At 65.0% G+C, this 13,720-nt stretch carries 12 protein-coding genes; 10 read left to right on the top strand and 2 right to left on the bottom strand.

All coding sequences use genetic code 11. The annotated features are described in order from the left end of the window. Nucleotides 1–110: 110 nt before the first annotated feature. The 6 genes from AB4Z53_RS11705 to AB4Z53_RS11680 all read left to right on the top strand — a co-directional run bounded on the left by AB4Z53_RS11705 (nt 111) and on the right by AB4Z53_RS11680 (nt 6,980). Nucleotides 111–1,616, top strand: coding sequence for a sugar ABC transporter ATP-binding protein (locus AB4Z53_RS11705; RefSeq protein WP_441595935.1), 1,506 nt, complete (start codon nt 111–113; stop codon nt 1,614–1,616). After that, nucleotides 1,616–2,608 carry an ABC transporter permease gene (locus tag AB4Z53_RS11700; RefSeq protein WP_441596112.1) on the top strand — a complete coding sequence of 331 codons (993 nt, stop codon included), beginning with the start codon at nt 1,616–1,618 and terminating at the stop codon, nt 2,606–2,608. Before AB4Z53_RS11705 ends, AB4Z53_RS11700 begins: the two co-directional genes overlap by 1 nt. Beyond that, nucleotides 2,605–3,561, top strand: coding sequence for an ABC transporter permease (locus AB4Z53_RS11695; protein ID WP_441595934.1), 957 nt, complete (start codon nt 2,605–2,607; stop codon nt 3,559–3,561). The genes AB4Z53_RS11700 and AB4Z53_RS11695 overlap by 4 nt, the downstream gene beginning before the upstream one ends. Next, nucleotides 3,558–4,577, top strand: a complete 1,020-nt coding sequence (locus AB4Z53_RS11690) for a LacI family DNA-binding transcriptional regulator (protein ID WP_441595933.1) — start codon at nt 3,558–3,560, stop codon at nt 4,575–4,577. Before AB4Z53_RS11695 ends, AB4Z53_RS11690 begins: the two co-directional genes overlap by 4 nt. A 78-nt stretch (nt 4,578–4,655) precedes the next feature. Continuing rightward, entirely contained in the window at nt 4,656–5,900 is a 1,245-nt protein-coding gene (locus AB4Z53_RS11685) for a Gfo/Idh/MocA family protein (protein ID WP_441595932.1), read from the top strand. Nucleotides 5,901–6,143: 243 nt separating this feature from the next. Then, a complete protein-coding gene (locus AB4Z53_RS11680) occupies nt 6,144–6,980 on the top strand; it encodes a universal stress protein (RefSeq protein WP_441595931.1) in 837 nt (278 codons plus the stop codon). Nucleotides 6,981–7,030: 50 nt separating this feature from the next. Here the strand turns inward: AB4Z53_RS11680 and AB4Z53_RS11675 are convergent, their stop codons facing one another. Then, a complete protein-coding gene (locus AB4Z53_RS11675; RefSeq protein ID WP_441595930.1) occupies nt 7,031–7,480 on the bottom strand; it encodes a pyridoxamine 5'-phosphate oxidase family protein in 450 nt (149 codons plus the stop codon). Nucleotides 7,481–7,728: 248 nt separating this feature from the next. On the opposite strand from AB4Z53_RS11675, the gene AB4Z53_RS11670 reads away from it, so the two are divergent. Together AB4Z53_RS11670 and AB4Z53_RS11665 are read left to right on the top strand one after the other, a co-directional pair. Beyond that, nucleotides 7,729–9,207 (top strand): SLC13 family permease, encoded by a 1,479-nt coding sequence (locus AB4Z53_RS11670; RefSeq protein WP_441595929.1) that lies wholly within the window; start codon nt 7,729–7,731, stop codon nt 9,205–9,207. A gap of 172 nt (nt 9,208–9,379) precedes the next feature. Then, a complete protein-coding gene (locus AB4Z53_RS11665; RefSeq protein ID WP_113538399.1) occupies nt 9,380–10,552 on the top strand; it encodes a glycerate kinase family protein in 1,173 nt (390 codons plus the stop codon). Between the two features lie 279 nt (nt 10,553–10,831). On the opposite strand, the gene AB4Z53_RS11660 is transcribed toward AB4Z53_RS11665, so the two are convergent. Continuing rightward, the gene (locus AB4Z53_RS11660) at nt 10,832–12,217 is read right to left on the bottom strand and encodes a S8 family serine peptidase (RefSeq protein ID WP_441595928.1); all 1,386 of its coding nucleotides are present in this window, start codon (nt 12,215–12,217) and stop codon (nt 10,832–10,834) included. 158 nt (nt 12,218–12,375) lie between these two features. Between AB4Z53_RS11660 and AB4Z53_RS11655 the strand changes: the two genes are divergently transcribed. Together AB4Z53_RS11655 and AB4Z53_RS11650 are read left to right on the top strand one after the other, a co-directional pair. Beyond that, complete coding sequence (locus AB4Z53_RS11655; protein ID WP_113538401.1) at nt 12,376–12,918, top strand: RNA polymerase sigma factor; 543 nt, start codon at nt 12,376–12,378, stop codon at nt 12,916–12,918. Beyond that, nucleotides 12,915–13,718 carry an anti-sigma factor family protein gene (locus AB4Z53_RS11650; RefSeq protein WP_441595927.1) on the top strand — a complete coding sequence of 268 codons (804 nt, stop codon included), beginning with the start codon at nt 12,915–12,917 and terminating at the stop codon, nt 13,716–13,718. The genes AB4Z53_RS11655 and AB4Z53_RS11650 overlap by 4 nt, the downstream gene beginning before the upstream one ends. Nucleotides 13,719–13,720: the final 2 nt, after the last annotated feature.

The following is a 13,720-nucleotide window of genomic DNA, read 5'->3' as shown; positions in this document are numbered from 1 at the left end:
ATGACCGCCGACCAAGGCCGATCGGCGTGAAAGAACGCTGCAGCGGAGCCGGTGTTGATACGCGGCTCCATGATGATGCGGCAACCAACCAAGATGATGGACGACAGCCAATGTCGAAACTGAGACTGAACGCCGTGAGCAAGGCTTACGGCGCAACGCTGGCGCTACGCCGCGGCGATCTCGAGATCGCGGCCGGCGAGGTGCACGTGTTGATGGGCTCCAACGGCTCCGGCAAGAGCACGCTGTGCAAGATCATTGCCGGCAGCGTGCGCCCCGACGGTGGCCAGATCCTGATCAACGACAAGCCCGTGACGATCTCCGGACCGCAGGCGGCGCGCGCTGCCGGCATCGGCATCTTCTACCAGGAACTCAGCCTCGCCGGTTATAGGTCGGTCGAGGAGAACATCTGCCTTTCCGCCCTGCCGGTGAAAGCAGGCTTTTTCATCGACCGGCAGGCCCTCAAGGCGCGCGCGGCGCGCTACATCGCACTTTTTGCCGAAGTCGCCGGCGAGGGTTTTTATGCGGAAGCGCTGGTCGGCAACCTACGCGCCGATCAACGGCAACTGGTCGAGATCATGAAAGCGCTCGCCAGTGAAGCGCCGATCCTGATCTTCGACGAACCGACCTCGGCGCTCGACCGCGCCCAGGTCGATCGTTTCTTCGAGATCCTGCGCGGCCTGAAGGCGCAGGGGCGCGGCATCATCTTCATCTCGCACCGCATGGACGAAATCACCGCGATCGGCGATCGCGTGACGATCATCCGCGACGGCGAGACCATCGAGACGTTGAAGCTCGCCGACACCGATCCGGCAACGGTCATCCGGCTTATGGTCGGCGACGCGAGTGACATGCCGGCTGCAAGGTCGTCGGCACTGGCGGCGGTGGAAACACAGACGCAGGCGGCGATCTCCGTTCACAACCTCTCGGGCAAAGGCTTTCGCGATGTCAGCTTCGAGGTAGCGAAGGGCGAAATCCTCGGCCTCGGCGGCCTGCACGGCCAGGGGCAGTCGGCGCTGCTCCGGTCGATCTTCGGCGCAGGCACCGTCTTATCCGGAGAGGTGACGATCGGAGGCGACCGCTATGATGCCAAAAGCCCGCGCGATGCGATCCGCCGTGGCTGCGCCTATGTCTCCGGCGACCGCGGTCGCGACGGCGTCATCAGCGGCCGGCCGATCATCGAGAACGTCACGCCGATCCATTATCTTCGCGACCGGCTGATGCTCGCGCGGCCCTCGAGCCTCAAGAACAAGGCGATGCCGGCGCTGGAGGCGATGCACACCAAGTTTGCGAGCCTCTTCCATCCGATCAATTCGCTCTCGGGCGGCAACCAGCAGAAGGTGATCATCGCCCGCTGGCTGATCGATCGTCCCGACGTGCTGCTGCTTGACGACCCGACCAAGGGCATCGACCTCCAGGCCAAGGCCGATCTCTTCGCGCTCATCCGGCAGCTGGCGGCTGAAGGTCTCGGCATCCTGCTCTATTCGTCGGAAGACGCCGAGCTGCTCGGCAATGCCACCCGCATCCTCGTTTTCAACGGTGGTTCGGTGACGCGCGAGCTGACCGGCGACGATCGCACCCGCTACAATCTCTACCAGGCTGCATACGAGGCCGCATGATGACTTCGACCGCGACAGACATTTCTACGCCAAGGAGCGGTGGCCTGCGCTCCTGGCTCGAGCGTTACCCGTTCCTGCCGGCGCTGGTCATCCTCATCGCGCTGCTTGCGCTGAACGGCCTCTTTTCGCCCAACAGCCTGAGCTTCCGTTCGTTGACGGGATTGCTCAGCACCTACATGGCGCTCGTCATGCTGGCGATCGCCCAGACCTATGTCGTTTCCGCCGGCGATATCGACCTTTCCGCCGGAGCGACGCTGTCGCTGGTCAATGTCGCGATCGTCGTGCTGATGGAGCGCTGGGGCGGCGGCGCAGGCGCGGTGCTGCTTGCGTTGGCGCTTGGGCTCCTCATCGGGCTTGCCTGCGGGCTGGTCAACGGACTGGTCGTTGCAGCACTTCGGCTGCAGGCGATCGTCGCGACCTTTGCGACCAGCATCTTCTTCACCGGCCTTGCGCTCTATGTCATGCCTGTCGCCGGCACGCCGGCGCCGGCCTTGTTCTGGCGCACCTATGGCGGCCGTCTCTTGAGCCTGCCCTTCGTCTTCTACGTGCTCGCGGCGCTGGCCGTGCTGCTTTTCCTCCTGTCGCGCACGCGCATCGTCACCGAACTGCTGGCCGTTGGCGACGACCAGCAGGCGGCCTATCAGACCGGTCTTCCGGTGGTTGCGGTCCGCATCAGGGGTTATCTGCTCTGCGGTCTTTTCTCGGCGCTCGCGGCCTTCTGCCTGACGGGCGATACGGCGAGCGGCGATCCGCTGGTCGGCGGCAAGATGACGCTCTACAGCGTCGCCGCGGTCGTGCTCGGCGGCAGTGCCCTTGCCGGCGGCTGGACGACGGTGGTCGGCTCGCTCCTCGGCGCGCTGACGATCGGCCTCGTCAATTCGCTGGTCTTCTTCATGGGCACGCCGTCGGAATGGCAGAACTTCGTCCAGGGTCTCGCCATTCTGATCGTCTTGATGGCCGGCGTGCTCGCCGGTCGGAGGGCACGCGCATGAGTTCGGTTGCCGCCTTCTTCAAACAGCCTCTGGTCGTGGCGCTGATCCTCATCGTGGCGCTGCTTGTTCTCGGCCAAAGCCTCTCGCCGGGCTTTGCCTCGGCCGACCAGATCCTGCGGCTCTTGATCGTCGCCTCGCTGCTCGGCATCGTCGCTGCCGGCCAGAATGTCGTCATTCTTGGCGGCCGCGAGGGCATCGACCTCTCCGTCGGTGGCGTCGTCTCGCTCTCAGCGATCATTGCTGGCAATGTCATGAACGGGGCCGATGGCGGCATCCTGCAGGCCGTACTCGCCTGCCTCGCAGCCGGCGCCTTCTTCGGACTTTTGAACGGTCTCGGCGTCACGCTGCTGCGCATCCCGCCGCTGGTCATGACACTCGGCATGCTCGGTGTGTTGCAGGGCCTGCTGGTCGTCATCCGCCAGGGCATCCCTTCGGGCCGCGCCGCACCCGGCCTCTCCGCCTTCGTGACGCAGCCGCTGGCGCTCGGCATTCCCGGCATCATCTGGCTCTGGATCGCGATCGGCCTGTTCATGGCCTTCGTGCTCAACCGCACGGTCTTCGGTCATCGCATCTATGCGATCGGCTCCAATGAGCATGCGGCCTATATGGCGGGCGTGCCGGTTCGGCTCATGCGCATCGGTCTCTTTATGATCTCGGGCATGTTCGCGGCGATCGCCGGGCTCTGCCTGCTCGGCTATTCCGGTTCCTCCTTTGCCAATGTCGGAGAGCAATACATGCTGTCGTCGATCATCGCAGTCGTCTTCGGCGGCACGTCTCTTGCCGGTGGCAAGGGCGGCTACACAGGCACCATGGCGGGCGCGCTGTTGCTCGTCATCCTCCAGGGTATCCTGACGACCGTGAATATCGATGAGTCCGGCCGCCAGATGGTGTTCGGCGCGACGCTTCTGCTGCTCATGCTGTTCTACGGCCGCGGGAGGGCGATGCGGGCATGAGCGAGCGGCCGAAGATCAAGGACATCGCAGAGCGTGCCGGCGTTTCGGTCGCGACCGTATCGCGGGCGCTGAGCGGCTCGTCGCTGGTGACCGACGAGACACGCAAACGCATCCACGCGCTTGCCCGCGAGCTCAACTACCGCCCCAATGTCAGCGCCCGCAACTTGCGCACTCGCCGGTCGATGTCGGTGCTGCTTGTCGTGCGCGACGTCGGCAACCCCTTCTATCTGGAGATTCTGAAGGGCGTGGAGGCGACGGCGCGCGAGGCCGGCTACGCCGTTCTGATGGGCAACACCGAGAACGACCCGGACCGCGAGGTCGAATATTTCAACATGTTGCGCGACGGCCATGCCGACGGCATGATCCTGATGACCGGCAAGCTGCCGCCGCCGCAGCCGGGCGAAAGTGCCGACCTATCGCATCTGCCTGTTGTTATCGCGCTGGAAATGATCGAGGGATCCGGTTTCCCGCATGTTCAGATCGACAACGTCGCTGCGGCTGAGGCTGCGGTCGAGCATCTGGTCGCGCTCGGGCATCGCCGCATCGCCCATATCGCCGGTCCGCTGCCGGAGGTTATGGCGCTTCATCGCCGTGACGGTTATCGCGCCGCCATGAAGGCCGCCGGCCTTGCGATTCCGGAGGGTTACGAGGTGCGCGGCGATTACCTGCTCGAAAGCGGCGAGGCCCGCGCTGCGGACCTTTTCGCCCTGCCGGAGCCGCCGACCGCGATCTTCGCCGCCAACGACGAGATGGCCTATGGCGCGATCCATGCGCTGCGGCGGCTCGGCCGCGATGTTCCGGGCGACGTCTCTGTCGTCGGGTTCGACGATCTTTATCTGAGCAAAGCCTTCTATCCGCCGCTGACGACCGTCAGCCAGCCGCGCGCCGACATTGGTCGCACGGCGATGTCCCAGCTTCTCAACATCCTCTCGGATGACGACGTCGGCGCGGAGCCGGCCATCGTCCTGCCGACGACGCTCAACATCCGCGGCAGCACCGCCCCGCCACGAAAATAGCCGGAGCGGGATGAACGCACGTGGTTTCCGCACTTCCCGCATCCCGCCGTTACCACACTCGATCAATGGGAGAAGAGAATGACACAGCTACCGAAGCAGACGCTGCGCGTGGGTTTCGTCGGATCGGGCTTCATCGCCCATTTCCACTTGAAGTCGATGATCGGCGTGCGCAATGTCGAGGTCACCGGTGTCTTCAGCCGCAAGGCTGAAAACCGTGAGAAGTTTGCAAACGAGGTCGCATCCCTCGGTCTCGGCAGCTGCCGTACCCATGAAAGCCTGGAAGCGCTGCTGACCGCCGACGACGTCGATGCGGTCTGGATCCTTTCGCCCAACTATACCCGCATCGACGTCATGCGAACGCTGCACAAGGCGGTCAAGGACGGCCGCAGCAGGGTCTTCGCCGTTGCCTGCGAAAAGCCGCTTGCGCGCACCGTGGCCGAGGCCCGCGAGATGCTGTCGCTGGCCGAAGATGCCGGCCTCAACCATGGCTATCTCGAAAACCAGGTCTTCTGCACGCCCGTCCTGCGCGGCAAGGAAATCATCTGGCGGCGCGCGGCGTCCACCACCGGCCGCCCCTACCTGGCGCGGGCGGCCGAGGAACATTCCGGCCCGCACGAGCCCTGGTTCTGGCAGGGCGACAAGCAGGGCGGCGGCGTGCTCTCGGACATGATGTGCCACAGCGTCGAAGTCGCACGCTACCTGCTGACGGCGCCGGGTGCGCCGCGCAATTCGCTGAAGATCAAGGCGGTGAACGGCACCGTCGCCAATCTCAAATGGACGCGGCCGCACTATGCCGAACAGCTGCGCAACCGCTTCGGCAGCGAGGTCGACTATCGCAGCCGACCGTCGGAGGATTTCGCCCGCGCCACGGTGACGCTCGAAGACCAGGACGGCAACGAGCTGATGATCGAGGCGACCACCTCCTGGGCCTATGTCGGCGCCGGGCTGCGCATCCAGCTCGAATTGCTCGGGCCGGAATATGCGCTCGAATACAATTCGCTCTCCACCGGCCTGAAGATCTTCATGTCGCGCGAGGTCAAGGGCTCGGAAGGCGAGGACCTCGTCGAGAAGCAGAACGCCGAGCAGGGCCTGATGCCGGTGCTTGAGGATGAGGCCGGCGTCTATGGCTACACGGATGAGAACCGCCACATGGTCGAGTGTTTCCGCAAGGGCGAAAAGCCGCTCGAAACCTTCGAGGACGGCCTTGCCGTGGTCGAGATGCTGATGGGCCTTTACCGTTCGGCAGAAATCAACGCGACGCTCAACTTCCCGGCGCCGGAGCTGGAACATTACGTGCCGGTCGTTGCGCGCCGTGGGGCCTGACGACGAACGTCCTGCACCGAAGGCCGGCCGATTTCGTGGAGCGGTGAAGGCTGTGATGGTCTTCACCGCCCGGCCAGCATCAGGAGAATGCCGGCGCAATAGCTCAGGACCGCCGCGAGCGTGGAGTTCCTCCCCAATTATACGCCTATCTCCGTGATCTCTGTTGACGGGGATCAATGTCGCCGGGCGCGCATCTGCCTACGCTGATCCAGTCCCTAGGCCCGGTCGCGAGGAGGAAACGCGATGACATACAAGACCATTCTCGCCGTCGTCGGCGTCGAACATTCCGCAGAGCATCTGCGCGCGGCAGCACAGGTCTGCGCGTCCGCAAACGCTCACCTTTCCCTGTTGATCGTCAAGCTCGCCGCCTCTCCGCCGATCGGCGACTACGCAGCCGCCATATCCATCGATTGGCTGAACGAGCGGCAGCGCGATGTCGACAAGCTCGATTCCTGCGTGGCGAAAGCAACGGATGTTCTCACCAGGGAAGGCATCTCGTTCAGTGTCGAAACGAAATATACCGAAGCCGCCTGGGCCGATGACGAGATCGGCGAGCGTGCCCGCTACGCGGACCTGACGCTTGTCGGCGACGGTCTGATGCTGGACCCGGAACTGCGCTCACGTACCATCGACGGGACGTTGTTCAGCTCGGCCCGGCCGGTCCTCATCATGCCCAAGGGCAAGCCGGCACGTCTTGATCCGAAGACCGTGGTGCTGGCCTGGAACTCCCGGCTGGAAGCGGCCCGTGCGGTGCGCGAAGCGCTCGACATGCTGACAAGTGCCAAGATCGTCCATGTTACGATGGTCGACCCGCGTTCTGCCTATGGCAAGAACGGCGAGGAACCGGGCGCCGATATCGCCGGGTATCTTGCCCGGCACGGCGTTTCCGTTTCCGTCGAGCGCCTGCCGAGTGGCGGGCATCGGGTTGACGACGTGATCAATCGGTTCGCCTCCGATGTGGGTGCGGATATGATCGTCATGGGGGCTTATGGCCACTCCAGAATGCGCGAGCGCGTCTTTGGCGGCGTCACCCGTTCGATGCTCGAAAACGCCGTGATCCCCGTACTCATGGCGCATTGACCGGCGGAGCCGCGTGTGGCGCGCAGCATTTGCCTGCGCGCCGAGGGGCGTCAGCCCGCAGAGGCGGCGCGTCCGGTCACTTCGTCGATCTCGATTTCGAAGAAGAGATGCGGGGATGTGCCGGCAACCGGTTGCTCGCCTGGCTTCAAGCCGCCCGGTTCCCACCAGTTGATGCGCTGTTCGAGCAGAGACCAGGCGTTCATGCGCTCGCGGTGCCATTGTTTCGTATCAGGCAGTTCCTGGTAGCGGCCGTGGATGACGACGCTTCGCCAGTTCTGCCGGTCCGTTCCCGTGTCGACTTGTACGCAGACGCGCGGGTTGGCACGCATCCAGTCGATCTTCTGCCCGGGCATCGAGAAGCTGTAGAGCCGGTTGGCTGCCAAAGCGTACTGGATGGGAACGATATAGGCCTGGCCATCCCTGGTGCACCCCAGCCGGGCGATATGGTTCTCAGCGACAAGGTCGAGACATTCCTGCCGCGTCATTTCTCTGATCAACATGTGGCTCTCCTTTTTTAAAGAGATCGTCCAACCATCAGTCTCCGCCGACCAGGCATACTGGCATTGATCTCGCTCAAGTGCCGCCGATTTTGGCGATGCCGTTGCTTGGGTGCGGGCGTCGAGAAAATCCCTTGGCATGGGGAATAAACGCTGTGGCGCCCCGTTTTCCCTCCCACGAAATCAGCCCGATTGCTTTCGTGCAGCGTGGTTGCTGCGCCCAAGCCCGGTGCCAACAAGGGAGCGCAGCCATGACCGCCAGCCCGGTGATCGCTTCGGATCAAGACCTCGTGGCCATGACGAGCGTGGGGAGGGACCGCATCGAAGGTCACATGCCGGTGAGCGAGGTACGTCTGCTCGTCGGCGCAATGCTCGTGGCCTTTGCCGGCGCTCTGATCTTCCTCGCCGCGGATGGGCTGACGCTTCCGATGCGGCTGGCGCTCATGGTGTTTGCGACGACGCTCGTCTGCTGGGCGGTGTTCGACCTGCCGGAAACGCCGGTCGCGCTTGGCGGTGCGGCAGTGCTTGCCGCCACCGGTGCCGTCGACGAGCAGGCGGTTTACGGCGCGCTCGGCAACGACATCGTCTGGCTGATGCTGGCGGCATCCGTGATCGCGGCGGTGCTGCAGGCATCCGGCCTCGTCGAGCGGCTGACCTTCCGGCTGCTTTCCCGATTTCGCGACGTGCGCCGACTGTTCTGGGTGGTGACGCTCACGATCTTTGCGACCGCCTTCGTCATTCCCTCGACCTCGGCGCGGGCTGCCATCTTCATGCCCGTCTTCCTGGGGCTTGCCTCGGCCATTGGCCGCCCCGGCGTGACCCGCGCGCTGGCCCTGCTCTTTCCTTCCGTAATCTTGCTCTCGGCGGCGGCGTCGCTGACCGGTGCCGGTGCGCATCTTGTCGCCGTCGATTTCATCCGCCGCAGCGGCGGCGAGGCGCCGGGCTTTCTTGGCTGGGCGCTGCTGGCGGCACCCTTTGCGCTGCTGACGAGCCTGATTGCCTGCGGCCTGATCCTGCGCTGCTTTCTCGACGAGACCGATCGCCACGCGCGTCTCGATGTTTCGGCGCCGCCAACGCAGAAGCGTCCGTTTGCGGTGCGGGACAAAATGATCCTCGCCGTGACCGCGGCCATCGTCGCGGCGCTCGCGACCTCGGACCTGCACGGCATCGCGCTACCGGTCGTAGCGTTAATCGGCGCACTGGTTCTGGCATCGGAAAAGGTCTCCGGCATGCCGTTCCGCAAGGCGTTGAAAGGGGTCGAGTGGAACCTGCTTCTGTTCCTTGCCGGCACGCTCGTCATCGGCGAAGCCCTGCTCTCGACAGGAACGGCAACGCAGCTTGCCGACCGCCTGATCGGCGCCTTCAGCCAGATCGGCAAGCTGCCGGCGTGGCTGGTGGTGCTTCTTGCGATCGCCGTCGCGACCTTTGCCCATATCGTCATTGCCTCGCGAACGGCGCGGGCGACCGTGCTCATTCCAGCTGTGGCGCTGCCGCTGGCGGGTTTCGGCGTCAGCCCTGCATGCCTCATCATGGCGACAACCATTGGTAGCGGATTCTGCCAGACGCTGATGGTTTCGGCCAAGCCTGTCGCGCTCTTCGGGGGCATGGAGCCGCCCGCTTTCAGTCCCTCCGATCTGCTCCGGTTGGCGCTGATGCTGGCGCTCCCGTTCATCGCGTTGCTGGCGCTCTTTGCCCTGGTGATCTGGCCGGCGATAGGTCTCGTTGTGTGACGGCAATCTATTGATATAATTACGTTCCTAAGAGCCGGTGCGAATTTCGCACCGGCTCCTTGTTTTTCTTTCCGTAAGCGCCGGATTTCTTATTTCACCCCGGAATAAACACCGTGAGACAGCGTTTCTCCCTTGCATCCGCATTGTCACAAAAGTGCAAGGAGACTGTCACATGACACTTACCATTCTGGTTGCACCCTCCGGTTTCAAGGAAAGCCTGTCGGCGGAGGAAGCCGCCGATTGCATCGAGAAGGGCGTGTTGCGCGCCTGCCCGAAGGCCGAGGTCATCAAGGTGCCGATGGTCGATGGCGGCGAAGGTTTCACCAAGGCACTGGTCGCGATTACCGGCGGCAGCCTGCACGAACTCACCGTGACGGGGCCGCTCGGCGAGCCCGTCGCCTCGCATTTCGGCTTCCTCGGCGGGCAGTCCGAACGCACCGCCGTCATCGAAATGGCGGCGGCCGCCGGCTTGCGGCTGGTGCCGCGTGATCGCCGCAATCCCTGCATCACCACCAGCTACGGCGTCGGTGAATTGGTTCGGGCAGCGCTCGACGCCGGTGCCCGCCACATCCTGCTTGGCTGCGGCGATAGCGGCATCAATGACGGCGGCGCCGGCATGGCCGCAGCCTTGGGCGTGAAACTGCTCGACCGCGAGGGCAATCCACTTGCGCCCGGCGGTGCGGCGCTTGCTTCGCTCGCGCGCATCGATATGTCCGGTCGCGATCCGCGTCTTGCCGAGGTTTGCATCGACGCGGCTGTCAACTGGCACAATGTGCTGCTCGGCGAACGCGGCGTCGCTCGCGTCTTCGGGCCACAGAAAGGGGCGACGCCGGAACAGGTCGAGTTGCTCGCGGCAGCGATGGAAACCTATGCTGCCGCCATCGAGGCGACGACCGGCATTGTTGTCGGCAACGCACCGGGTGCCGGCGCATCCGGTGGGCTCGGTGCGGCTGTGATGGGCCTACTCGGCGGCGCGCTACATCCGCGCTACAACATCGTCATGCGCTACCTCGATCTCGACAGCATGATCGGCAGGGCCGATCTGGTGATCACCGCCGAAGGCAGCCTCGACGGACAGACTCCGTTCGGCAAGGTTCCAGCCGAGGTCGGGCACCGGGCGAAGGAGGCGGGGCGCCCGGTCATCGCGCTTGCCGGCACGATCGGCAAGGGCGTGACCCTCAACTTCGACCACGGCATCGATGCCTTCGCCTCGATCCTCAAGGCGCCATGCACTCTCGACGACGCCATCAATGCAGCACCCAAACTGCTGGTGCGCGCCGCGGAAGACGCTGTACGCATGGTGCGCGTCGGCATGCTCCTGAACGAACGTGGACTTGCCGCCTGACGAAGCGGCCACTGCCCTGGCGGGACGGCGGCGCTGCCGCCTCCCGCCGGAGCCGCGCGGCGGCTACCGTCATGCAATCGCCAGGGTTGGCGCCGGCCGCTCAGCACCTACATGTCGCTCCTGCTGGGAGCGGGCCTGCAGTTCCGCTATTTCGACGAACCGCTACCGCGTGGCGGCGACCCGGAACAGAGGGACCTCTTTCGAAGGGTCCCCTCGTTTCTGATCATGGACTGGCAAAAGCCGTAGTTCAGTGCCGCTGCTCGACGGTGCTTGCCGTTGCTACGAGCGGCAGAGCTCACGGGCGTCGAGAACGCCCCAGCCGAACACGGGATCCTTGCCCGGCGCACCAAGATCCTGCGTCGTCTCCGTGACGAGCTTTGCCACTTCTTCCGCCGACAGGTTTGGATGCGATGCCCGCAGGATGGCAGCGGCAGCCGTGACGAAGGGAGCCGCAAAAGACGTGCCGGTTCGGGGAGCTGCCCCCTCGATCGACGCCGCGGTCCAGACGCTGGTGCCGAGCGCCGCGACATCGATATGGTCGCCGCGCCCGGCGCGACGGTAGGGCTTGAAGTTGCGGTCGACGGCGGTGACCGCGATCATCACCGGATAGGCGGCGGGATAGACGGGTTTTGCCCGCGGACCATCGTTGCCGGCCGCCGCCACCTGGATGATGTTCTTTTCGGCGACGAGCGCGACAGTCCTTTCGAGCAGCAGGTTGTGCGGACCGGAGAGGCTCATGTTGATGACTGTGACATCGCGCGACGCCAGAAGGTCGATGGCGCGCACGAGATCGTAGGTCTCGGCGATGTCCGTCTCGCCGCCCCGCCGCTGGAAGGCGTCGACGGCAATCAGATGCGCATTGCTGAGCAGGCCAGGCGCGCGGCTGTCCCGGCGGCCGGCGATGAGTGCCGCGACCGCGGTGCCGTGCTGGCGACCGGACGTCGGCGCCTCCTCTCCCGCCAGCGTGACGATGTCGAGGTTGACGTCCTTGAGCGAGGGATGCGCGGGGTTGATGGCCGTGTCGATCAGCCCGATCGGACCCGCGGCTATGCAGGCCGCGTTGGTATCCGGCCAACCGATGGCGCCGCGAACGAGGGCGCAGCCACCGTCGGCACAGGGGGCGGTACTCTCGTTCGGCTCGAAATAGTGATTGATATCCGCAATCGCACCGGGAGACGCTTCGGCCACCTGGCGGCGCGCGTCCTCAAGCGCCATGTCCTCGGGCACGCCGAGTTTGACGATCTCGTTGGTGGAGAGGGCCAGCGGCGCCCGTGCACGCAGCGTGAAACCGTTGGTGATGAGGCTTTGAACGGCGGGCTCGTTCAGGCCGAGGGCGATGATCTCGCTCGGCGCGTGGGTTGGGCGGCGGGCGGGTGGCCGACGCCGCTCGGTGCGCTTTTCCGGGGCGCGGCGGAAGAGGTCGAAGATATTGCCGCCGCCGCGCCAGGCGCCACCCGAGCCGCGATTGTTGGAACTGCGGGACGATCCGCCACCGCCGCCATCGTCATCATCGCCACCACCATCGTCGTCGTCCGCCTGGGCCGCGCTGACCCAAGGAAAACGCGCGCCGGCATCGCCGTTACCGCCAAGGTGGGAGAGGTCGCCGACGCCCGTTGCCAGGCCGCACAACGACAGGGCGGTCACTCGAAGGAAGCGTCTTTTCAAGGTTCTCTCCTCATTTCGACGGCATCCGAAGACGTCAGCTTACCGTGAACGAAAGGACCATCGATGGTGACTTTCGCGTGTGCTTCACATATCGCTCAACGGATGAATCAACAAATTATTCCCCCATGGGTGACGCGCAGCGCCGAAAGGAACGCCCCATGACGGATCCGACCATCGCCTTCGGCGAGCGCCTCGTCGCGTTCCTGCCGAACCTGCGCCGCTTCGCCATATCGCTTTGCCGCTCGCGCGACGTCGCCGACGATCTGGTGCAGGCGGCTTGCGAAAAGGCGCTTGCCGGCTCCGAACGGTTCGAGGAAGGCACGCGCTTCGACGCCTGGATGTTCCGCATCCTGCGCAACCTCTGGATCGACCAGCTCCGCCGCCAGAAAACCGCCGGACCGACCGAAGAGATCGAGGCGCAGGCTGAACTCGCCGTTCCCTCCGGCGAGGCTGGTGCGGAAGCACGCATGGCGCTGAAGAGCGTGGCAGCCGCGATTGACGGCCTTGTGCTCGAACAGCGGGAGGTGCTGTTGCTTACCTGTGTCGAGGAGCTTTCCTACAGAGAGGCGGCCGAGGTGCTCGGCATTCCGATCGGCACCGTCATGAGCAGGCTCGCCCGGGCACGCAAGAATCTCGCCGAGGCAACGGGAATAGAACCGCCGGTCGCGCGTTCACAGGATATGAGAGGCGGGACGAGATGAGCGACGCGCAATTCACCGATGAAATCCTGATGGCGTTTGCCGATGGTGAGCTCGACGAGGAGACGACGCGCCGTGTCGAAGCGGCGCTCGAGAGCGACGACGAGCTGATGGCGCGCGTCGCCCTGTTCATGGAGACGCGGGCGGCCGCAAGCGAAGCGTTGAAGCCGGTGCTCGCCGAGCCGGTGCCGGACGAATTGGTGCAAAAGGTGCGAGCCATGGCTGCCACTGCGGCGGCGGCGAACGCCCAGTGCGCCATTGACGTGCCGTCACCCGGTGCTGAAAACGTCGTGGCGTTTCGTCGGTCAGCCGATCACGCAACAGCGCCGCAGCGCCATGTCTCAAGGCTTCTGATGGCGCTCGCCGCTTCGCTGCTCGTTGTCGTCGGTGGTGCCGGCGGTTACCTGCTTCGCGGTGGTGGGCTGGCGGATACCGGGGCCGTCCATGTGGCTGGCTCTGTCGACCCGGCGCTCTCTGCCATCCTCGACCACGCGGCTTCAGGCGACGAAGTCGCTGTTGGGGAAGGGCAGGGGACGGTGCGTCTGGTATCGGCATTCGAACTCGCCGGCGGGCAGCTCTGCCGCGAATACGAACTCACGCAACCCGGCCAGCCCGGCCTCGTCTCCGTGGCATGCCGGAAGGCGTCGATCTGGCAGACGCGGCTGGCCGTCGCCAAGCCGGAAGGCGGAGACGGATACGCGCCCGCCTCGTCGCTCGAAACCGTTGACGCCTTTCTGACCTCGGTTGGTGCCGGGCAGCCGCTCGATGCGGAGGCAGAGAAGAAAGCGCTCGCCGGGAAGTAAGC

Source organism: Ensifer sp. 2TAB8 (genome assembly GCF_052115125.1).
In the GTDB taxonomy this organism is placed as follows: domain Bacteria; phylum Pseudomonadota; class Alphaproteobacteria; order Rhizobiales; family Rhizobiaceae; genus Ensifer.
The sequence above is the reverse complement of the archived record's forward strand: the minus strand, read 5'-3'. Positions and strand labels throughout refer to the sequence as shown.

What these genes read in the sequence shown, in the direction of transcription:
- AB4Z53_RS11705 (WP_441595935.1), top strand. Translation starts at nt 111, where the DNA reads ATGTCGAAACTGAGACTGAACGCCGTGAGCAAGGCTTACGGCGCAACG.
- AB4Z53_RS11700 (WP_441596112.1), top strand. Translation starts at nt 1,616, where the DNA reads ATGACTTCGACCGCGACAGACATTTCTACGCCAAGGAGCGGTGGCCTG.
- AB4Z53_RS11695 (WP_441595934.1), top strand. Translation starts at nt 2,605, where the DNA reads ATGAGTTCGGTTGCCGCCTTCTTCAAACAGCCTCTGGTCGTGGCGCTG.
- AB4Z53_RS11690 (WP_441595933.1), top strand. Translation starts at nt 3,558, where the DNA reads ATGAGCGAGCGGCCGAAGATCAAGGACATCGCAGAGCGTGCCGGCGTT.
- AB4Z53_RS11685 (WP_441595932.1), top strand. Translation starts at nt 4,656, where the DNA reads ATGACACAGCTACCGAAGCAGACGCTGCGCGTGGGTTTCGTCGGATCG.
- AB4Z53_RS11680 (WP_441595931.1), top strand. Translation starts at nt 6,144, where the DNA reads ATGACATACAAGACCATTCTCGCCGTCGTCGGCGTCGAACATTCCGCA.
- AB4Z53_RS11675 (WP_441595930.1), bottom strand. Translation starts at nt 7,480, where the DNA reads ATGTTGATCAGAGAAATGACGCGGCAGGAATGTCTCGACCTTGTCGCT.
- AB4Z53_RS11670 (WP_441595929.1), top strand. Translation starts at nt 7,729, where the DNA reads ATGACCGCCAGCCCGGTGATCGCTTCGGATCAAGACCTCGTGGCCATG.
- AB4Z53_RS11665 (WP_113538399.1), top strand. Translation starts at nt 9,380, where the DNA reads ATGACACTTACCATTCTGGTTGCACCCTCCGGTTTCAAGGAAAGCCTG.
- AB4Z53_RS11655 (WP_113538401.1), top strand. Translation starts at nt 12,376, where the DNA reads ATGACGGATCCGACCATCGCCTTCGGCGAGCGCCTCGTCGCGTTCCTG.
- AB4Z53_RS11650 (WP_441595927.1), top strand. Translation starts at nt 12,915, where the DNA reads ATGAGCGACGCGCAATTCACCGATGAAATCCTGATGGCGTTTGCCGAT.